Here is a 21151-nt window from a genome sequence, read left to right on the forward strand (position 1 = left end):
TATCATTTACGTTTAATTTGTATTGATTCTAAATAACCTGTTTGGTATAGTTTTTTAATTTGTATAAATTTGCACAAACAAGTTTAAATGAGAAATTTGATAAAAATATTTTCGATATTGTCATTATTTGGTTTTTATAATATTGAAGCACAGCAGGTTGTTAAAAGAGATACGCTTTCAGGAACAGAGCTTGTTATCTCAATGGATTCCAAAATAAATACTGCTTTGGAAGGAGTTGAAGATAAATGTTCTAAAGTTATTGCTAATAATTCGTCTAAGGATTTCAGTAATAATAATGATAGTGGTGTATCTTCTGGTACAGGAACAAAACCTTCTAAAATTTATGTGCCAAACAGGGCACTTACCAACGCTGAAATTTGTAATAAAAATCCTAGAATTTTAGGATTTAAAATTCAAATTACAACAGTGAAAAGTAACGAAGAAGCTAACGAAGTAAAAGCTTATTTCAGAAAAAGATTTCCTAATCTAAAGGTGGAAACGGATGCGTCCTTAAGGCCTAATTATAAGATTTTAGCCGGAAGTTATTTCACTAAACAAAGTGCTGCAAGTGACGTTGCAAAAATTAGAGAATATTTCAAGTCTGCAATGCCCGTGCAGTATAGAATCTTCTGTTCAGAAGCAAAATAGCACATATTATTTTTAAACATAAGCAAAAAGCTGAGAGAAATCTCAGCTTTTTTTATTGATAATAAGTATCCATAAACCAGAAGAATTCTGACATACGGAATATATTATTACATAATAGATAAAATAGTAGTAAAGACGTTACTAAGCTTAGAAAAAACATCATTTTTGGTGATGATCTGTAAGCTTGAAAAAGCCATCCTATCAACAATGGATAGACAAAGACGAAATGTCCGCCATAAATGTACGAAGTATGCAGCCCAAATCTCATGATACAGTGGATGATGATATCAAAGAGAAATGAAATCATAATAACCTGAACCCATTTATTTTTAAAATTTTTAACATAACTCCAACTAATTAATAGGAGTAAGGCTGCTACAAATAGATAAGAGAAGGCAGATGAATACAAATCCATATAAAGCCCTTTAAACTCGAAACCCTTCATATTGTGTTTGTCTGAAAGAATGAATCCCGGGAAAAGGATGTTACCTCCGAAAAAGAATGAGCTGATCATATCCCATGTAGGCATAGATTCTACATTTGAGAATTTTTCATACTGTTGATTGGTTTTGGAAAAAATATTCTGATAGTTAAAATCAATTCTGTTCAGATAGAGTAGGGTGAAACATATTGCTGCAATTAAAACTCTTAGTGCTGCGTTTCCAAACTTTTTCCAGCTTTTAAAAAGATTTTTTTCAAAAAGGACGGGTATAAAGACTTTTACAAAATTGGTGATTGTAAGGCCGCCAATAGTAATTCCTGCCAATGATAATGCTAAGGCAGGTATTTTTTCTTGTTTTCTTAGCTTTATGGCTGCGTAATGATTGTATAACGTAAGAAGGAATAAAGTGTAAGTGAAATTCTCGGGCGTAAAAGACAGTAAGATATTGGTGGAAAACAAACCGAAAAATAATACAGTGAAAAAGCTGAACCTGAACGGAAGTCTGATAATATTCTTTAGATATTTAAAAACCTGAAGAACATTCAGTGAAATAACAATATTGCTGAGCCATGCTAATGTCAGCCTGAAATTGGTATCCATTTTTCCACCTGAGATTAATAAAGAAAACTCTCTGATCCAGTTAAAAAAATAATAGGAGAGAGGGTGTCTTTCAAAACTTCCTCCAGTCATAAGAATAGATTTGTTGTCAAAACTGAAGTAAGCATCCCAGGGAATCCTGCTATCGAATATTATTCTATAATTAACAGCGATATAGGACCCCAGTATTCCGTAACAAATAATGAAAAACAGAAAAACTGCCAGTTCAGTATAGGATGAAGGAAATACCAACCTTAAAAAATCGATCAATTTAGTTTTGATAAAAGACACGTTCCTTTTTTTTGCAAAAGTAAAATAAAAAAACCACCAAAGGAGGTGGTTTTTGTGAAGATTGTATAAATGGGTGTTATTGTTTTATCACTTTTTCAGTAGTAGTAGTTCCGTCAGAGAAATCTACTTTCAATAAATAGTTTCCTTTTGGCAGTGAGGAAAGATCTGCTTTTTCTGAATTGGTGCTGTTAACTGTTTTTCCTGTCATGTCAACAATAGAGGTAGACTTTATCTTTTTATCGGTTTTAATAGATACTTCTCCTTGGGTAGGATTAGGATAAAGAGCTACATTAGATTTTGTTTTTGAAATCTCGTTTGTAGAAAGTACTGCTGCTGTAGTAATCTTTACATCATCCAGCATAAACATATATTCGTTTGAAGACATATACTGGAATCCTACTCTTACAGTCTGCCCTGCATAGGCATCCAGACTTAAAGTAACCTGCTGCCATCCAGCATAAGGAGCCGTTCTGGCACTTGCTCCTGAAATGATAGTGAAATTACTGGCAGCTGTTGGAGTACCACTTCCCGTATAAACCCCTACTTTGTAGCTTTCTACGTAATCAGGAGAAAGTGCTTTTACCCAAAATGTTAAACTGTTGGACGTTGCGCCCAAAGTTACTGCCGGAGTAATTAACCAGTCATTGTTGCCGGGTACTGAAGGTGTTGGGGATCCTGCCCATGCTGCTGCATATTTTTGGCCTCCGTGAGGGGTGAAGTTTCTTATCTCATCATCAGTAGCTGTCACTGTTAAGTTGTTAGTGGCATTAGTAGCAGAAGGGTTGAAAATCTGAAAAGCCATAGGAGAGCCGGCATTAAGCCAGTTTGGATTCCAGGTGGCAGATGGTACGCCCCCTAATGACGGGCCACCACCGTAGAAAGTGCTTAATCCATCCAGGTCAAGCGTTAACCAGCTGCCAAAACCTGTTATGGCAAAGTTTGTGTACGACTCAAAGCCTTCATCAAGCAAAACTGTTTGGGAGTGTGCAATTGTTCCCAGTAATAAACTTAAAGAGAGTATAATTCTTTTCATGTTAAAGATTTTTCTAAAATTAGTGAAAATAATTAATATAATATGAATTATTCAATCAAATGTTTAATTTTTTATTTGTTTTATCAAGAACTGCAGGAAAGTGTAGAACATCCCGCAGTGTCGTCATAGCTGGACGGGCGTTTGGCTGAAAACTCTGGAAACAGTTCCTGATAGGGTGATTTTAAAGCTTGGGTTAGCTTATCCAGCATTTCTGATCCGCCATTATTGATCTCTTCAATGCATTCGTAAAGGAGATAGTTTCTTAGGATGAATTTTGGATTTGTTTCTTCCATCATTTTTAAAGAGGTTTCTCTTGAAATGGAGTTTAAGCTTAACCTGGACTCATATTTTTTGATGAAGTCTTTAAGCTTAGTTACTTTTTCGTCATTTAAAAGACCATATGAAACATCTTTAAAATGTTCTTGTGCATCCGATTCCGGGGTTAGTCTTTCAAGTTGATTAAAAAATAAAGTGTAATCAAACTCTAGCTCCTGCATTAAGCCCTGCCAATTGGTAAAAAAGTCTTCATCGGTTTTTAACAATTGATCAAATCCGAATTTTTTGCATAGCATCGTATCATGAGCTTCCCAGAAATAGGTTCCATAGCGGTTGAGGGTATCCTCTAAGAACTTTTCATCTTTGATTAACGGGTGAAGTGCATTAGCCAGCTGCCAAAGATTCCATTGGGAGATCTGTCCCTGTTTTCCGAAAGCATATCTTCTGCCGGGAAGATCAGTAGTATTTGGGGTGAAATTGAGATCATATTCATCCATCATAGAATAAGGACCATAGTCAATGGTAAGTCCCAGAACAGACATGTTATCGGTGTTCATAACGCCATGTACAAAGCCAACCCTAAACCATTCTACCATAAGGTCTGCGGTACGGGTGCAGATATTTTCAAAAAAATCTTTATATTTCTGAGGTTCTGAAGATGTAATTTCTGGGAAATAGTTTTCAATCGTAAAATCTGCAAGCTCCTGTAGGGTATTGTATTCTCTTTGGGATGATATCAGTTCAAAATGTCCGAAACGAATGAAGCTTTCGGCCGTTCTTATAATAACGGCTCCTTTTTCAAGCTGTGGATTTCCGCTATACATGATATCACGAACCACATCTTCACCGGTAAAGGCGAGGCTTAATGCTCTTGTTGTAGGAATTCCTAAGTGATGCATTGCTTCGCTCATCAGATATTCTCTTAAAGAGGATCGTAATACAGCTCTTCCATCTGCATGTCTGGAGTAAGGAGTTGCTCCCGGGCCTTTCCATTGGATTTCGGTCTTTTTCCCGTTAGCATCCACAATTTCTCCTGCCAGAATAGCTCTTCCGTCTCCCAGCTGGCCTGCCCAGTTTCCAAATTGATGTCCTGCATAAGCGGTGGCATAAGTTCGAACGTTCTTGGGAAGATTACTTCCTACCAGGAAGTCCAGATCTTTATCTTCAAATTTTCCAAGGCCTATTTCTTCCGAAAGAGCTTCGTTGAAAGCGATCAGTTTAGGCTTGTCAAAACCTGCTGGCTGAATGGTGGAAAATAAAACCTTTGGTGTATTTCTCTGCATAGGATTGTTAGAAAAGTCACCTGGAAATTTCTCAATAAAAGGCTGGCTTATACGTTCAATATTCATCCTTCAAAGGTATAAATTATAAAAGAAAAGACCTTCCAAATAATTGAAAGGTCTTATGTATTTCTAAAAGAGAAATTATTTATTAAAATCTACCTCATCGTTAGAATGAAGGTTTTCATTGATATTATCCTCTTTCTTCTCTGTAGGCTTCTTAGGATTAGGATCCGCAGGTCTTGGATTCTTGATTTCATCAATCGTCTGAAGACTTCCGTCATCTCCATATCCTCCGCTTAGTCCTTTAAGGTTTGAACAGCCGTCTTTCCAGTCTGAAGGTTTAACAAACTTGTCGTCAGGAGTAACTCCTAAACTCTTGTCTGCCCATACTTTCTTCATGAAGATTGCCCAGATAGGTAATGCCATTCTTGCACCCTGACCTTCTCCTGTTCCAAGAAAGTGAGTTGCTCTGTCTTCCCATCCAACCCATGCTCCTGTTGCCAGTTTTGGTGTGATTCCCATAAACCAACCATCGGAGTTGTTCTGAGTAGTACCCGTTTTAGCGGCAATTTCTACTGCTTTTGAGATTCCTCTTCTTCCAAGCTCACCGGAAGCAGTTCCATATTGAGCAACACCTTTCATGAGTTCAATCATGGTGTAAGCGTACATTGGATTCATTACTTCTTTAGGCTCTACATTTACTTCCTTGATAACTCTTCCGTTGGCATCTTCAATTCTCCAGATCATTTCCGGTTTGTTGTAGTTTCCATAATTAGCAAAAGTACTGTAGGCACCTAGCATTTCATAAATGGTAATATCTGATGAACCTAATGCAATCGTATTGTTTCTAGGAATATCTTCCGTTACCCCCAGGTCTCTTGCTGTCTGAATAACCGCATCTACACCAGTCATTTCAATAAGTCTGGCTGCTACGGGGTTTTGAGAATTGGCTAAGGCATCTTTTAATGTAAGCATTCCCCCTCGTCCAGGTACATGCCATCCGTTATGATCATAAGTTCCGTTAGATACTGTGGAACAAGGAGTCATTCCCAGTTTCATAATAGCTGTTGCGTATACAAAAGGTTTGAAGGTAGATCCTACCTGTCTCTTTCCTTGCTTGATGTGGTCATACTGGAAGTGCTGCCAATCTATACCACCTACCCAGGCTTTGATCTCTCCGGTTCCGGGAACCATAGACATTAAACCTGCCTGTGCAATCTGCTTGTGGTATCTGATAGAATCCCAAGGGGACATTTCAACCTCTTCTTCACCTCCCCAGGTAAATCGTGAAGTCTTAATAGGCTTCTTGAATTCCATCATGATGGAATCTTCAGGCATTCCGTCCGCTTTTAGCAGTTTGTACCGGCCGGTTCTTTTCATTGCCTGAACCATTACACTATTGATTTGTTTGTCTGTAAGATAGTAGAAAGGTCTGTTCTTTCTTCCTCTCTGTTCAGCATCAAATCTCTTCTGAAGGTCAGTTAAGTGTTCTTTGATTGCTTCTTCTGCGTATTTCTGCATTTTAGAATCAAGAGTAACATATATTTTTAAACCGTCTTTGTAGAGGTTAAGCTTCTTGCCCGTTTCTTTTTCATTAGCTTCAAGATATTTGTCGATCTCTTTTCTAAGATAAAATTTGTAATATGCAGAATACCCATCCGTAATGCTTTTGATAGGGTGGAAGTCTACTTCTATAGGGGTATTGGCTGCTTTTTCATAAGTTGCGGCGTCAATATATCCGGTTTTCTGCATCTGATCCAATACAACATTTCTTCTTTCCTTTGCTTTTTCAGGATATCTGTAAGGGTTGTTTTTTCTTGGATTTTCAAGCATTGCCACAAATGTTGCAGCTTCAGGCAAAGTAAGTTCCGAAGTTTTTTTGTTGAAATAAACTCGTGAAGCCATTTCTATACCATTGGCATTGAAAAGGAAATCAAATTTGTTGAAGTAAAGAGTAATAATCTCTTCTTTAGTATATCTTTTCTCAAGACTTACCGCTACAACCCATTCTTTTAACTTTTGGAACCCCCTTTCAAACTTATTCTGGGAGGCATTTCCGGTGAAAAGAAGTTTAGCAAGCTGCTGGGTGATTGTAGAACCACCACCACGTTTACCACCATAAGCTACTGCTCTGGCGATAGAGTATAGGTCGATCCCGGAGTGTTCTTTGAATCGCTCGTCTTCTTTAGCCTGAAGGGCATAGATGAGATAAGGAGGAAGGTCCTTATAAACAATAGGCTGCGTTTTTTCTTTTTCAAATTTACCTAAAGTAATTCCATCTGAAGAAATGATCTCAGAAGCGACAAATATATCCGGGTTTTCAAGTTCTTTTACATCCGGCATTTCCCCAAGGAATCCTTGAGAAACAGCAAAGAACAGACCTGAAATACCAAGTACTACCGCAATGAGTCCGATCCAAATAAATGAAACCCATTTTCTCCAGGAGGTGTCTTTCTTTTTTTTGGGAGGCAGAGGAAATGTTTTTCCTCTATTTCCTGCATTTTTTTTGTTTTCTTCCATTTATGGTTACGGTTTAGCCGTTTCTATTTTTACCCCAACATCCTCAATTCCGGGAAGATTGTCATTTCTCATTGCCTGAGTAAGACCTATTTCATATTTACCCTTCCCTGGAAATTTGTAATTTAATTTATATTGAAACAATGTTTCTTTTGTGTCACCAAAGCCCGTACCAAGCCATTCTCCATTTGGTTTTGCCAATACATAATTCAGCGTATCGGTTTCCTTTTTCTTATTTTGAAGATTGGTGAAATTAACAATAAACCTTATGTTGCTATAAGGATAATCGTTATTGTTTCTTACAACAAATATAATATTTTTAGGATTCTGCGGATCTGAAATTTCAAGATTAAATTTTTGTTCACTTTTCTTATTCCATTTATTATCAACGGAATTCATGATAACATCTTCACCTGGGGAAGAGTTGCAGCTAAAGAAAAGAATAAGGGAAAATAATCCTAAAATTTTACGCATTTTTATCTTTTTTTGGAGGAAATTTCTTTTTAAATTTCTTCTTGTTCGGATTGCTTTGTGGCTTTTGTTCAGCATCAGAAGTTACCTCGGCTTTTTCTACAGGAGCTTTCTGCTGTGGATTTTGTTTCTGTGGTCTAGGCTGATTGGCGGACTGAGCATTAGAGTTTTCAGATCTTTCCGGTTTTTCCGGTCTGTTCTTTTTCGCTCCTTGCCCTTGTGTCTGTTGGCTGTTGTTTTGATTTTGCCTGTTCTGATTCTGATTAGGTCTGTTGTTTCTGTTTCCTCTGTTTTTCTTTTCGAAACGGTCTACGCTGTTCTCCTGAATAAGATCAATGCTTTGAACAGGGATATCAGGCTCTTTTAGATCCTCTAAAGGAAGTATTTTCTCACCTCTTTTATTTTTTGAAATCAGTTTTTTTACTAGATCAATATCAAAATCGTACCATGCAATAGAACTGTCTACATAAGCAAACCACATTTTCTTTTTGAAAACATCAATTTTAATACAGAATGCTTTTCCTCTCTCTGTGTCTAATGTTGTTGAAGAAGAAGGGAAGTTGCTTAATGCATCCAGATAACTGTCCAGCTCATAGTTAAGACAACATTTAAGCTTTCCGCATTGTCCTGCAAGCTTTTGTGGGTTGATACTCAGTTGCTGATATCTTGCTACGTTGGTATTTACCGATCTGAAATCTGTAAGCCAGGTTGAACAGCAAAGCTCACGCCCGCATGATCCAATTCCTCCTACTTTTGCAGCTTCCTGTCTGAAACCGATCTGTTTCATGTCGATTTTTGTTCTGAAAGCGCCAGCATAATCTTTGATTAACTGTCTGAAATCCACACGAGTCTCAGCAGTATAGTAAAAAGTGATTTTTGAAGAGTCTCCCTGATATTCTACATCAGTTACTTTCATTTCAAGGCCTAATCGCTGTGCAATTTTTCTTGCTTCAAGTTTTACTCCGTCTTCTTTTTTTCTAACTTCCTGCCATACCTCAAGATCTTTTTGGTTGGCCTGTCTGTATATTTTAAGTGCTAATTCTTCAGAAAACTTTTTCTTTTTCATCTGAATTTTTACTAATTCTCCCGTAAGGCTTATAACGCCTACATCGTGTCCCGGACTAGATTCTACTGTAACTACACTACCGATATGTAAAGGAATATTATTTACATTCTTATAAAACGATTTTCTGTCATTTTTGAATCTAACTTCTACATAATCACACCTGTTGGCAGATGGATTGTTGATGTTAGAAAGCCAGTCAAAAACACTTAATTTATAACTATTCCCGCAGGTATTTACATTTTCACAGCCATTTGCGGTTTTTTTAGGACCACAAGAATGTGCAGAATCGCCGGATGTTTTGCATCCACAACTCATATTACTATTATTTATAATCTTGCAAATTTATGTATTTTTATCTTTATCCAATTCTAAAATACTTAAATAACCTGAATTCAGAATAAAACATTTTGCATTTTAACTCAGAAAGGAGGTGGGGAGCACGGTAGTCCTTCTTTTTCTTTAATGGATTTTGTTGTGATAATTTTTATTAAATAAAATACCAAAAATTAACATTTCTGAGTGGTGAATCTTCCTTTTTATACCTATTGTAATTATTTCGTTAAACATTTGTTTAATATTAAACGCTTGATTTGTATTTGTTTTAAAATGAATTTAAATGTTTAATAATCTTTGTTTTGTAGTTCTTTTTATTTAAAGTATTATTTTAAACATAATTTTCTTTTAGGATATTGTTTAAAATATTAGCAAATATTAACAGACCTATGTAAAATAATTTTATATTTGGGTTATATAATAACAGTCTATGAAAAAAATATTAGTATCAACTGCTTTATTGGCGGGAGTTCTATCTTACGCAGGAGGCTTCAGAGTTTCCCTGCAAGGGGTAAAACAATTGGCAATGGCGCATACTAGTGCTCATGCCGAAGATGCGAGTGTGGCATTCTTTAACCCTGCGGGTATGTCATTTATCCCTTCCAAGCTGAGTATAGCGGCAGGAGGGTTTGGTGCAAGTAATAAGGTGACTTTCCAAAACCTTAATACTTTACAAAGTACATCTACGGATAACCCTTTGGGAACTCCTTTCTATGCTGCTATTACTTATAGACCAATAGAAAAACTGTCCGTAGGTCTTAGTGTAACAACACCTTTTGGAAGCACAATTCAATGGCCGGATAACTGGGAAGGTAAGGAAATGGTACAGAAGCTGGAACTGAAGAGTTTTTACTTCCAGCCAATGGTTTCTGTGAAACTTGCTCCTTGGTTGGCTTTTGGTGCCAGCTACATCTACGCAAGAGGAATCGTGGACTGGGACAAAGGCGTGACACAATTCGGAGGACAGGTTAATATTAAAGATACAAAAGCGAGTGGACACGGATATGGTTTTGGTTTCTATTTCAGACCTGATCCTAAGTTGGACGTGAGTATTGCCTACCGCTCGCCAGTAGATATGAAGGCTAAAAACGGAACAGCTACATTTCAGTTCCCATCACAATCTATTTATTCTCAGTTGAAACTTAACGCAGCAGGACAGGATGGCTTTTCAGCAACGCTTCCGCTGGTTGAAGAATATACCATTGGTTTAACCTATAAAGTGACCCCAAAATGGCAGGTTTCTGCAGACTTTAACTACCATGGGTGGGAAAGATACAGTAAACTTGTATTGGATTTCCAGAATGCACCTATCGGAAACCAGGCAGATCCAACAGTTCTTGTAAGTCCTAAGAATTTTAGAAACTCAAAAACATTCAGATTGGGAACTCAATATGCGTTCACAAATATGATTTACGGGCGTTTAGGAGCTTATTATGATGAATCTCCTTATAGTAATGAAAACTTTATCGCGGAAACGCCTTCATTTGATACCTTTGTAGTTACGGGTGGGGTAGGATTCAAGCTGAAGAAATTTGGAGTTGATCTTGCTGGAGGATATGCAATGCCTCAATACAGAAATGTAAATAATGCGGCTCTTGGATTCTACGGACAGGCAAAAGCAAAAGCATTCTACTTTGGTCTAGGAGTAACTTATAATCCTTTTTAACTTTAGAAAACTATGAAAAAAATTATAATATCGACAATTGCTGTTTCTGCACTTCTTTTTACAGTAACAAGCTGTAAGACGGATTTCGATACTGATGTGAAAGATATCCAGGTAACAAAAGGAGACGCAGACTTTACAAGATATATTTCTTTAGGAAACTCCCTTACTTCCGGCTACAGAGACGGTGCACTTTACAGCAGCGGACAGAGTGAATCTTATCCAAGCATGATTGCGGGCCAAATGCAGTTAGCAGGAGGAGGAGCATTTAAACAACCTATGATGCCTAATGATATCGGTGGATTTACAAACTTGTTTAATCCTGCTACAGGAGATTTTGCTGGTAAATATGTGCTAAGTCTTGTGAATGGAGCATTAACTCCGGGCCCAACGGCTCCCGGTGGACCTTTGGATAATATCTCAGCAGGTGGGCCTTACCAGAATATGGGAGTTCCGGGTGCAAGAGTAGCTCATTTATTAGCACCAGGATATGGAAACCCAGCGGGGTTAGTTTCTGCACCCGCCACTGCTAATCCATATTTCGTAAGATTTGCCTCTTCGGTATCAGCTTCTGTAGTGGGAGATGCGCTGAAGCAGGATCCTACTTTTATCTCTTTATGGATAGGAAATAATGATGTTTTATTATATGCAACTTCAGGAGGTGCAGATCCAAACGTTCCGATTACACCGGTAGATGGTGCAGTAGGAATAGGTTTCAGCAATACCTATGCTTATTTAGTAGATCAATTATTCCCGGCAGGAACAAAAAGAAAAGGAATCATTGCCAATATTCCGTCGGTTACTAATGTTCCTTATTTTACAAGAGTTCCGGCTATGCCGCTTACAGGACTTACAGGAGCTCAGGTAACTCAGCTGAATACGGGATATGCTCAGTACAATGCAGGATTACTTCAGGCTAAAACATTAGGAGCAATCAACGATGCTGAATATCAGAGAAGATTAATCAAATTCACTGCAGGTGCGGTTGCTAATGGTGCTGTTATTATTGACAAGGATTTGTCTACAGTTCCAGGACTTCCAAAATACAGACAAACTACAGCTAAAGATTTAATTCTTTTACCGGCAAGTAAAGTTCTTACTCCGGATGCAGGAGGTGGTACTTCAGTTCCTTTAGAAGATAAATTGGTGCTTACGGAAGCTGAAACAGCAAAAGTAATAGCTGCTACAACAGGATATAATACCGCTATTAAAAAAGCAGCAACAGATAAAGGTCTGGCATATGTAGATATGGATGCTAAAATGAAAGAGTTGAGCTCTACATCAGGAATTCTTTGGGATGGTGTGAGATACACTGCAACATTCGTTACGGGAGGAGCTTTCTCTCTTGATGGTGTTCACCTTACAGGTAGAGGATATGGTATCGTTGCCAATGAATTTATCAAGACAATTAATGCTAGATATGGCTCTACTTTACCGCAGGTAGATCCTAATAAATATTCAGGAGTTAAATTCCCTTAATAATTGATAAAATAAAAACTTAGAAACCACAAGAGTATATCTTGTGGTTTTTTTTTAAATTTGCAGAATCTTTTAAAAAGTAAAAATGGCCGATCAGTTAAGTTATCTATTTTGTACAAGAACCAGCAGGGACTTGGCAGAGAAAATTGCCCACAATTATGGGAAAGAATTAGGAAAAATCAACTTTCAGGAATTCAGCGACGGGGAATTTGAGCCTGTTTTGGATGAATCTGTAAGAGGAGGGAGAGTTTTCCTAATCGGATCTACATTCCCGCCTGCAGACAATCTTTTAGAACTTCTTCTAATGATTGATGCAGCGAAAAGAGCTTCTGCAAAGAGCATTACCGTAGTAATTCCTTACTTCGGACTTGCCAGACAGGACAGAAAAGACAAGCCAAGAGCGCCGATCGGTGCCAAGTTAGTTGCAAACCTTCTGACTGCAGCGGGAGCAACAAGAGTAATGACAATGGATCTTCATGCAGATCAGATTCAGGGATTCTTCGAAATCCCGGTTGATCATCTGTATGCATCTTCTATTTTCGTAGATTATATCAGATCTCTGAATCTTGATAATCTTACCATTGCTTCTCCGGATATGGGAGGTGCAAAAAGAGCTAAAAACTATGCAGGTCACTTAGGTGCTGAAGTAGTAATTGCTTACAAAGAAAGAAAAAAAGCAAACGTTGTAGAAGAAATGTTCCTTATTGGTGATGTTACAGGAAAGAATGTTGTTCTTATCGATGATATGATTGATACTGCAGGAACTCTTTGCAAAGCTGCAGATATCTTAATTGAAAAAGGAGCAAAAACAGTAAGAGCGATGGCGACTCACGGAGTGCTTTCAGGAAAAGCTTACGAGAATATTGAGAAGTCACAACTCTTGGAAGTTATTGTAACTGACTCAATTCCTGTTAAAAATAATTTGTCATCTAAAATAAAAGTGCTATCTTGCGCCCCATTATTTGCAGATGTTATGGCAATGGTTCATGAGCACAAATCAATTAGCAGTAAGTTTATTATTTAAGTGATTTTTAGCAGTTTGCAAAATTAAATTAGAACAATTTTTTAAATTTTTATAAATGAAATCTATTACAATTCAAGGTACAAAAAGAGAAAGCGTGGGCAAAAAGTCTACAAAAGCTTTACGTGATGCTGAATTAGTTCCTTGTGTTGTTTATGGAGGTGGCGCACCTTTGAACTTCTCTGCTGAAGAGAGAGCTTTCAAAGGGTTAGTATACACTCCTGAAGCACACACGGTATCTATTGAAGTTGATGGTCAAACAATTCCAGCAGTTCTTCAGGATATTCAGTTTCACCCGATCACAGACAAAATTCTTCACATTGACTTCTATCAATTATCTGATGATAAGCCAGTTGTTATGGAAGTTCCTGTAAGAATTACTGGACGTTCAAAAGGTGTTGTTGCTGGTGGTGTTTTACGTCAGTCTTTCAGAAAGCTAAAAGTAAAAGCTATTCCTGCTAACTTACCTGATGAGATCGTTGTAGATGTTACTCCATTAAGAATTGGTAACAAACTTTACATCGGTAGCATCAAAACAGAAGGATATTCTTTCGTGCACCCGGATAATGCAGTAGTAGTTGCTGTTAAAATGTCTAGAAATGCAATTAAAGGTGCAGCGGCACAGGATGATGATGAGGATGAAGAAGTTGCAACTGAAGAAGGAGCAGCTACTGACGCAGCTGAAACTGCAGCAGAATAAGATTGCTTATTTAAACAATAATATGAAACCTGTCAATTTTTTGACAGGTTTTTTTATTAAATAATGGTAGAAAAAAGCTCGGACAATCATGGAAGTAAAGAAACCAAAAAGCCTGGTCATGTTTCATGGATATTGAGATGAGCTTTGAAACTTATTGTATATTTTCAACATACACTATTGAATATTTCTATCAGCTGATAACTATCAGGCTTCATCCTCATGCATCCTTTCGGAAAAAAAGCCGTAAATTTGAAGAGTTCTAAATAAGAACGTTTTAATTAAAAATAAAATAAATGTTTGACATTCAGGAAATAAGAAGCCAGTTTTCTATATTGGACAGAGAAGTGAATGGTAAGCCTCTGGTTTACCTGGACAATGCCGCAACGTCGCAAAAGCCAAATTCGGTTTTAGAAGTCTGTCACGCATATTATACAGAGCTTAATGCTAATGTACACAGAGGAATTCATACTTTGAGCCAATTAGCAACGGAAGAAATGGAACTTTCAAGAAGAAAGATCCAGAAATTCATTAATGCTGAACATGACTTTGAAGTTATTTTTACTAAAGGAACTACAGAAGGGTTAAACCTTATCGCTTATATTTTAACACAGAAACTGCAGAAGGATGATGAGATCATTATCTCATATCTTGAGCACCACTCCAATATCGTTCCTTGGCAGATGCTTTGTGAAAGAACAGGAGCAAAACTTCGTGTTATTCCTATTGATGAAAACGGTATTCTTCAGTTAGACCAGTTTGATCAGTTATTAAGTGAAAAAACGAAGGTAGTTTCTGTAAATCAGGTTTCTAATGCATTAGGAATTGTAAATCCTATTGAAGAGATCATCGCAAAAACAAGAAAAAATACAGAGGCCTATATCGTTATTGACGGGGCTCAGTCTGCACCGCATTTCAATATAGACGTTCAGAAGATGGATTGTGATTTCTTTGTTTTTTCGGGTCATAAAATGTATGCTCCTATGGGAACAGGTGTTTTATATGGTAAGCGTGAAATATTAGAAGCTTTACCGCCGTTTCATGGAGGAGGGGAGATGATTGCAACGTGTTCTTTCGACGGAACTACTTACGCCGGACTTCCGTTTAAATATGAAGCAGGAACGCCAAATGTAGGAGGGAATATTGCTTTAGGTGCAGCTGTTGATTTTATGAACAGAATTGGACACGAAAATATTCAAAGACATGAAAATGCTTTATTGGAATATGCTCAGAGACAGCTTTTAGAAATAGAAGGCATTAAAATCTATGGCGAAAAAGCTCATAGAACAGGTGTTGTTTCTTTTAACCTTGAGGGAGTAGGTATTTCTTCAGATGTAGGAATGATTCTTGATAAAATGGGAGTTGCTGTAAGAACAGGACATCACTGTACACAGCCTATTATGAACTTCTTTAATATTGCAGGAACGGTAAGAGCAAGTTTTGCAGTTTATAACACTTTTGAAGAAATTGATATTCTGGTAGAAGGAGTAAAGAAAGCCAAGAAAATGCTTGGCTAAAAAATAGAGAAAAAGCAGCTTAAAAGCTGCTTTTTTTATGAGTTCCACGGAACACAATAGCATCGTCCGTTAATAATAACCTGATGATAATCGTCAGCACATTCAAGGCAGATCTCTCTTCCGCCCATTATGCTTTTCAGGGCATCTTTGTTTAATTTTTTCATGATAATGATTTAAAGTGTTAATAATCAAAGGTAAAGATAAATCTAAAACAAAGTGCTGAGATAAGAATATATTTTAAAGGACGAATCAATTACGCTTTTAAGTATAATGATATAAAAATGAAAAGCCCTGACCTTGGCGGTCAGGGTTTTTGCTATATTGTAAAACTGAAGGATTTAAAATCCTATATTGTTTAAAGGTTTGGTTTCCAGTCTACCACCGCTCTGATGAATGCTTCAGCATTCTCTACAGGAACATTAGGTAAAATTCCATGTCCCAAGTTGGCAATGTATCTGTCTTTTCCAAAACGGTTGATCATTTCATTCACCATTTTCTTAATTGTTTCAGGTGTTGAATGAAGTCTTGCAGGATCAAAATTCCCCTGTAACGTCATTGTATGATTGGTCAATGTTCTTGCGAATTCCGGTTTGATTGTCCAGTCTACCCCAAGAGCGGAAGCCTTAGACATCGTCATGTCTTCCAGTGCAAACCAGCATCCTTTTCCAAATACTACTACATGAGTAAGAGGGCTCAGTGCTTCAACAATCTGATTGATATACTGCCATGAGAATTCCTGATAATCAGTAGGAGAAAGCATTCCTCCCCAAGAATCGAATACCTGCACAGCAGAAACTCCCTTTTCTACTTTTCTCTTTAAATAAGCAATCGTAGTATCTGTAATTTTCTGTAGTAATAAGTGTGCAGCTTCAGGCTGTTGGAAGCAGAAAGATTTTGCAATATCAAACGCTTTGCTTCCTTTTCCTTCTACGCAATAACATAGGATTGTCCAAGGAGAGCCAGCGAAACCGATCAATGGAATATCGTTGTCCAGTTTCTGAAGTGTCAGTTCAATAGCATCAAAAACGTAGCCTAAAGTATCATTCACATCCGGAGTTTCAATATTTTGAACCTGTTCCATTGTTCTGATAGGAGTATCTAACCATGGCCCAACGGATTCCTTCATTTTGAAATCAATTCCCATTGCCTGAGGAACTACCAGAATATCAGAAAACAGAATCGCAGCATCAAGTGGGAATCTGCGGATAGGCTGTAATGTAATTTCAGCAGCAAGTTCAGGGGTCTGACATCTTGTGAAGAAATCATACTGGTCTCTTAGAGCAATGAATTCCGGCAGATATCTTCCAGCCTGCCTCATCATCCAGACAGGAGGTCTTTCAACGGTTTCTCCGCGAAGTGCTTTTAAATATAGGTCGTTTTTAATCATAATCTATTTTAAACTAATATTACCGTTCCAATTCGGTAAAAAATATTCTATTTGGTTCTTCCGGTTTCCCTTCTTATCAATTCAAAGATGGAAGTAAGCGTATTTTCTTCGGAAGTAAAAATCCTTTCCTGAGTATAATTTCTCAACTCGGAGGATGTGGTTTCCCCAATTGAAAAAATCTTCATGCCCTCCATAGAATTTCGCCTTGCAAAACTACGAACTCCGCTCGGACTAAAAAATACTGCAGCATGATATTTTTCAGGTATTAAAGGGTTGATCTCCTCCGTATTATATATCGTGATCTTTTTATATTTTATGTTTTGCAAAGGAAGATCCTTATCCAGAACATTAATGGCAAGATTGCCACAGAAGTGAAGAAATTGCTCGTGCTGGCAGTTTCCAATGATAAATCTGGAAAGCGTATCAGCATTTTTCAAAACCTTGAATGTCCCGAATCCAAACTTTCTCAATGCCCTCTTTGTCTTTTCACCTACACAATAAATTTTATTGTAATTCTTTGCTGTAAAATTTTCGTTGGGCTTAAATCTGTTTTTAAAAAAAGAAGCCACTCCATTTACACTGGTGAAAATCAGAGAATAGTTTTTCAGATCAAAAGGATTGATGATAATAGGTTTAGTCTTAATTACCTCAATACAGTCAACCAGTATATCCTCTCCTAATTCTTTGGATATAATATTCTGGTCTATATTTTTGGTAAATAAGATTTTCATGCCTGTATAAGTTAAGAAGATGAAAAAGTATCGTTAAAAGAATTGAATATCTAAAATTTAGATCTGGCTTTTGATTTCCGCCATTAATTCTTTTCCTCCGTTTTCCAGAATTACTTTTGCGAATTTTTCTCCAAAGTTTTCTGTAGAATTGTATTCGAAGTTTTCATCAACAGCAATGCAGTTTTTGCCATCCAAAGAGCACAGTGCTGCTTTGAATCGGATTTGGTCTCCGATGATTTCTGCAAAAGCTCCGATAGGCGCAGTGCAGCCTCCTTCTAAAGTGCTTAAGAAATTTCTTTCAATTTCTACACAGATCTGCGTAGGCTGGTGGTTGATCTGGCTTATAATTTCATTGATTTCCGGTTTTTCAGAATGTCCTGCTACAGAAATCACTCCCTGAGAAGGAGCTGAAATCATTACTGGGAGCATCTCATAATCGATCTCCATTTTCATTCTTTTGATTCCTGCCAAAGATAAGATGGTGGCATCAAAGTTTTCGTCTTCCAGCTTTTGAAGTCTGGTTTGGATATTTCCACGGATATCCGAGAATTCCGCGGTTGGATAATTTCTTAGCCAGAATGCTCTTCTTCTTAAACTGCTTGTTGCCAGTTTCAGTTCATGAAATTCTTTATTTCTTGAAGCTTCTTTCCTGATCAGGATGTCTTGTGGATAATCTCTTTCAAGATAGGCAATCATCTCAATATTATGAGGCAATTGAGTAGGTACGTCTTTTAAAGAATGCACCGCAATATCAATTTCATCATTCAATAGGGCAATATCAAGGTCTCTTGTGAAAACCCCTGTGATTCCTAAAGAATATAAAGGCTGATTAAGATTCTTATCGCCGGAAGAGACGATAGGAACAATCTCCGTTAAATAATTATTGTTTTGAAGGTGCCTCGCAACCTCTCTAGCCTGCCAAAGTGCAAGTGCGGAATTTCTGGTTCCAATTCTAATGCTTTTCATTGAATTCGTTGTTTGGTTGTTCAACTAATATTTCGTGCATTAATTTACTGATTTCTTCGGCTTTTAAAGGATTGTCGATGATATATTTTGCAAAACGGTTGGTGATTTTCTGGATCATTTTATCAGAAAGTTCCATGTCCGTGATGTTTATGTATTTATTCTTTTTATAAAAATTATGCATCTCATTGCGTTCCATATTCTTTAAAACGGCTTTGAAATGATGAATATTGGGTGCCATTTTTCTCTTTTTCTCCCATTCAATGAAATCCTTCATCATTTCTTTGATGATCTTTTCAGCTTTTGGGATTTCCTTTTCCCGCTGTTGGATAGTCTCCTGGATTTGTTTTGAAAGTTCATCCACATCAATCAGCGTCACATTTTCGTTCTCAGTGACGTTCTTTTCAACGTTATGCGGAATGGAAAGGTCAATAACCAATGTTTCTTTTCCATTCGGAAAGTGAGACTGGTTCACAATAGGATGCTTGGCTCCCGTTGCTACAATAAGAATGTCTGTATTTTTTAATTCCTTGTCAAAATCAGAATAATCAACATGCGGAATATTATATTTCTGTGAAATTTTTTCAGCTTTCTCCTGAGTCCTGTTGGCAATTTTTATTTTAGGCTGATAAACATGCTTTACCAGGTTTTCAACCGTATTTTGCCCTATTTCACCTACTCCCAAAAGAAGGATGTTTTTTTCGGTGATTCTCTTTTGGCTGTTCAGGATATAATGAACCGCAGCATAAGAAACTGAGGCAGCTCCATTGGAAATACCTGTCTCATTTTTAATCTTCTTGGAAATCTGAATGGCAGCATTGATTGCTCTTTCCAGATACGGGTTAGAATTTTGTCTCTCTTTTTTGAAGCGGTTATATGCTTTTTTAATCTGTCCGATAATTTCAAAATCTCCGATAATCTGACTTTCAAGACCTGCTGCTACTCTGAAAAGATGAATTAAAGCTTCCTCTTTTGTAAGGATATTAGCAAACTGAAGAAAATCAGTAAGATGTACTCCAATAGTTTTGCAATACTCTTCTGCTACCAGCAGATAATTGGACGAAGTAGTATAAATTTCGGTCCTGTTACAGGTGGAAACCACAAATGCATCACCAAGATCTTCCTGATGGACCCTGGAAACAAAATTTTTGATGTTCTCATCAAAAAATGCAAATTTTCCTCTCGTTTCTACATCGGCTTTCTCGTAGCTTATGGAAAGCACGGCAAAATTTGATGTTTGATGGATGTGGGAATACTGTAACATAAGCAGTCGCAAATTTACGTTTTTTTTAATTAATCATTCTCTGATAGTGTATATGATAATTATCGTAAAAAACTATAGTACAGATCGGAATTTATTACTTAAAGTTTCGGTTTTCGTAAATGGGTTGGCTTTGCAAGGCATTAGGAGCGGAGGAAGAAGATTGAGGTTTAATCAATGCAAGTATTGTTGATGTATTTGTTTTTCTGTTTTTTCGTGTTTTTGCCCTTTCATAATTTTACCTTTTCACGGCTTTATTTTCCCCGTTAATTTTAGTTGAACTCAAACTCTGTAAACATCTAGACTGAAAGTTAATAAAGAATTATAAATTTTAATAAAATTTTAACCAAATTAAGTTGGCGGGAAATTTCTTTAGTAGTGTTAAATTTATATCTTTGTAATCTTAAAATCAGAAGAAAAATATGAGTTTATTTGATATGTTTACGCAAGAAATTGCGATAGACCTAGGAACTGCTAATACCCTTATCATCCATAATAATAAAATTGTTATAGATCAACCGTCAATTGTTGCAATTGAACGTTCTTCGGGTAAACCCATTGCTGTAGGTGAGCAGGCTAAACATATGCAAGGTAAAACTCATGAGGATATCAAAACAATCCGTCCTTTGAAGGATGGAGTTATTGCAGATTTCCACGCTTCTGAACATATGATTAAAGAATTTATCAAAAAAATTCCTGGGATCAAAGGTAAATTCATACAACCGGCATTACGTATTGTAATCTGTATTCCTTCTGGTATTACTGAAGTTGAAAAAAGAGCGGTAAGAGACTCTGCTCAGAAAGTCAACGCAAAAGAAGTAAGGTTAATCTATGAGCCAATGGCAGCAGCAATTGGGGTTGGGATTGACGTTCAGAAACCTGAAGGGAATATGATTATCGATATAGGCGGAGGAACTACTGAAATTGCTGTAGTAGCTTTAGGAGGTATCGTATGTGATAAATCTGTGAAAATTGCTGGAGATGTATTTACTAATGATATTGCGTATTACTTAAGAACTCACCATAACCTTTATATCGGAGAAAGAACAGCTGAGCGAATCAAAATTGAAGTAGGTTCTGCAGTAGAAGATCTGGATGTAGATATCGAGGATATTCCGGTACAAGGTAGAGACCTTATTACAGGGAAGCCTAAAGAAATTATGGTTGGATATAAAGAGATTGCACGTGCATTGGATAAATCGATTATCAGAATCGAAGATGCGGTAATGGAAACTCTTTCTCTTACTCCGCCGGAATTGGCAGCTGATATTTACAAAACAGGTATTTATCTTGCTGGAGGAGGGGCTTTGTTAAGAGGTCTTGCAGACAGAATTCACAAAAAAACAGGTCTTCCTGTATTTGTTGCTGAAGATCCGTTGAGAGCTGTTGTTCGCGGAACTGGTATTGCCCTTAAGAATATGGATAAATTCAATTTCTTAATTAAATAATTTTAACTTTTTACGACTATATATCTG

At 37.0% G+C, this 21151-nt stretch carries 18 protein-coding genes; 7 read left to right on the forward strand and 11 right to left on the reverse strand.

The genetic code is table 11. From position 1 onward, the window contains the following. Positions 1-87: 87 nt before the first annotated feature. Positions 88-648, forward strand: a complete 561-nt coding sequence (locus LF887_RS00385; RefSeq protein ID WP_236856862.1) for an SPOR domain-containing protein — start codon at positions 88-90, stop codon at positions 646-648. Positions 649-700: 52 nt separating this feature from the next. Here LF887_RS00385 and LF887_RS00390 read toward each other — a convergent pair whose 3' ends face one another. The 6 genes from LF887_RS00390 to LF887_RS00415 all read right to left on the reverse strand — a co-directional run bounded on the left by LF887_RS00390 (position 701) and on the right by LF887_RS00415 (position 8939). Continuing rightward, the gene (locus LF887_RS00390) at positions 701-1978 is read right to left on the reverse strand and encodes a DUF6080 domain-containing protein (RefSeq protein WP_236856863.1); all 1278 of its coding nucleotides are present in this window, start codon (positions 1976-1978) and stop codon (positions 701-703) included. Between the two features lie 76 nt (positions 1979-2054). Then, on the reverse strand, positions 2055-3011 hold the full coding sequence (locus tag LF887_RS00395) for a T9SS-dependent choice-of-anchor J family protein (protein WP_236856864.1): 957 nt from the start codon (positions 3009-3011) through the stop codon (positions 2055-2057). 83 nt (positions 3012-3094) lie between these two features. After that, positions 3095-4636 carry a protein adenylyltransferase SelO gene (locus LF887_RS00400; protein WP_236856865.1) on the reverse strand — a complete coding sequence of 514 codons (1542 nt, stop codon included), beginning with the start codon at positions 4634-4636 and terminating at the stop codon, positions 3095-3097. Between the two features lie 75 nt (positions 4637-4711). Then, the gene (locus tag LF887_RS00405; RefSeq protein WP_236856866.1) at positions 4712-7090 is read right to left on the reverse strand and encodes a penicillin-binding protein 1A; all 2379 of its coding nucleotides are present in this window, start codon (positions 7088-7090) and stop codon (positions 4712-4714) included. Between the two features lie 6 nt (positions 7091-7096). Beyond that, positions 7097-7561, reverse strand: a complete 465-nt coding sequence (locus LF887_RS00410) for a gliding motility lipoprotein GldH (protein WP_236856867.1) — start codon at positions 7559-7561, stop codon at positions 7097-7099. Continuing rightward, entirely contained in the window at positions 7554-8939 is a 1386-nt protein-coding gene (locus tag LF887_RS00415) for a stage 0 sporulation family protein (protein ID WP_236856868.1), read from the reverse strand. Before LF887_RS00415 ends, LF887_RS00410 begins: the two co-directional genes overlap by 8 nt. A 448-nt stretch (positions 8940-9387) precedes the next feature. On the opposite strand from LF887_RS00415, the gene LF887_RS00420 reads away from it, so the two are divergent. The 5 genes from LF887_RS00420 to LF887_RS00440 all read left to right on the forward strand — a co-directional run bounded on the left by LF887_RS00420 (position 9388) and on the right by LF887_RS00440 (position 15334). Beyond that, on the forward strand, positions 9388-10623 hold the full coding sequence (locus LF887_RS00420; RefSeq protein WP_236856869.1) for an OmpP1/FadL family transporter: 1236 nt from the start codon (positions 9388-9390) through the stop codon (positions 10621-10623). Between the two features lie 12 nt (positions 10624-10635). Beyond that, complete coding sequence (locus LF887_RS00425; RefSeq protein WP_236856870.1) at positions 10636-12099, forward strand: G-D-S-L family lipolytic protein; 1464 nt, start codon at positions 10636-10638, stop codon at positions 12097-12099. 85 nt (positions 12100-12184) lie between these two features. Further along, positions 12185-13123 carry a ribose-phosphate pyrophosphokinase gene (locus tag LF887_RS00430; RefSeq protein ID WP_236856871.1) on the forward strand — a complete coding sequence of 313 codons (939 nt, stop codon included), beginning with the start codon at positions 12185-12187 and terminating at the stop codon, positions 13121-13123. A gap of 55 nt (positions 13124-13178) precedes the next feature. Then, entirely contained in the window at positions 13179-13820 is a 642-nt protein-coding gene (locus LF887_RS00435) for a 50S ribosomal protein L25/general stress protein Ctc (protein ID WP_236856872.1), read from the forward strand. Between the two features lie 293 nt (positions 13821-14113). Beyond that, positions 14114-15334 (forward strand): aminotransferase class V-fold PLP-dependent enzyme, encoded by a 1221-nt coding sequence (locus LF887_RS00440; protein WP_236856873.1) that lies wholly within the window; start codon positions 14114-14116, stop codon positions 15332-15334. A 35-nt stretch (positions 15335-15369) separates the two neighbouring features. Here the strand turns inward: LF887_RS00440 and LF887_RS00445 are convergent, their stop codons facing one another. The 5 genes from LF887_RS00445 to hemA form a co-directional block, all read right to left on the reverse strand. Continuing rightward, entirely contained in the window at positions 15370-15498 is a 129-nt protein-coding gene (locus LF887_RS00445) for a bacteriocin (RefSeq protein ID WP_236856874.1), read from the reverse strand. Between the two features lie 191 nt (positions 15499-15689). Continuing rightward, positions 15690-16721 carry a uroporphyrinogen decarboxylase gene (gene hemE / locus LF887_RS00450; RefSeq protein ID WP_047376227.1) on the reverse strand — a complete coding sequence of 344 codons (1032 nt, stop codon included), beginning with the start codon at positions 16719-16721 and terminating at the stop codon, positions 15690-15692. A 47-nt stretch (positions 16722-16768) separates the two neighbouring features. Continuing rightward, positions 16769-17452, reverse strand: a complete 684-nt coding sequence (locus LF887_RS00455; RefSeq protein ID WP_236856875.1) for a uroporphyrinogen-III synthase — start codon at positions 17450-17452, stop codon at positions 16769-16771. Positions 17453-17509: 57 nt separating this feature from the next. Next, complete coding sequence (gene hemC, locus LF887_RS00460; protein ID WP_236856876.1) at positions 17510-18418, reverse strand: hydroxymethylbilane synthase; 909 nt, start codon at positions 18416-18418, stop codon at positions 17510-17512. Next, positions 18405-19679 (reverse strand): glutamyl-tRNA reductase, encoded by a 1275-nt coding sequence (gene hemA / locus LF887_RS00465; RefSeq protein WP_236856877.1) that lies wholly within the window; start codon positions 19677-19679, stop codon positions 18405-18407. Before hemA ends, hemC begins: the two co-directional genes overlap by 14 nt. Positions 19680-20098: 419 nt before the next feature. On the opposite strand from hemA, the gene LF887_RS00470 reads away from it, so the two are divergent. Beyond that, a complete protein-coding gene (locus LF887_RS00470; RefSeq protein WP_002982450.1) occupies positions 20099-21124 on the forward strand; it encodes a rod shape-determining protein in 1026 nt (341 codons plus the stop codon). The last annotated feature ends 27 nt before the right edge of the window (positions 21125-21151 follow it).

Origin of the sequence: Chryseobacterium sp. MEBOG06, assembly GCF_021869765.1 — a bacterium.
Lineage (GTDB): Bacteria > Bacteroidota > Bacteroidia > Flavobacteriales > Weeksellaceae > Chryseobacterium.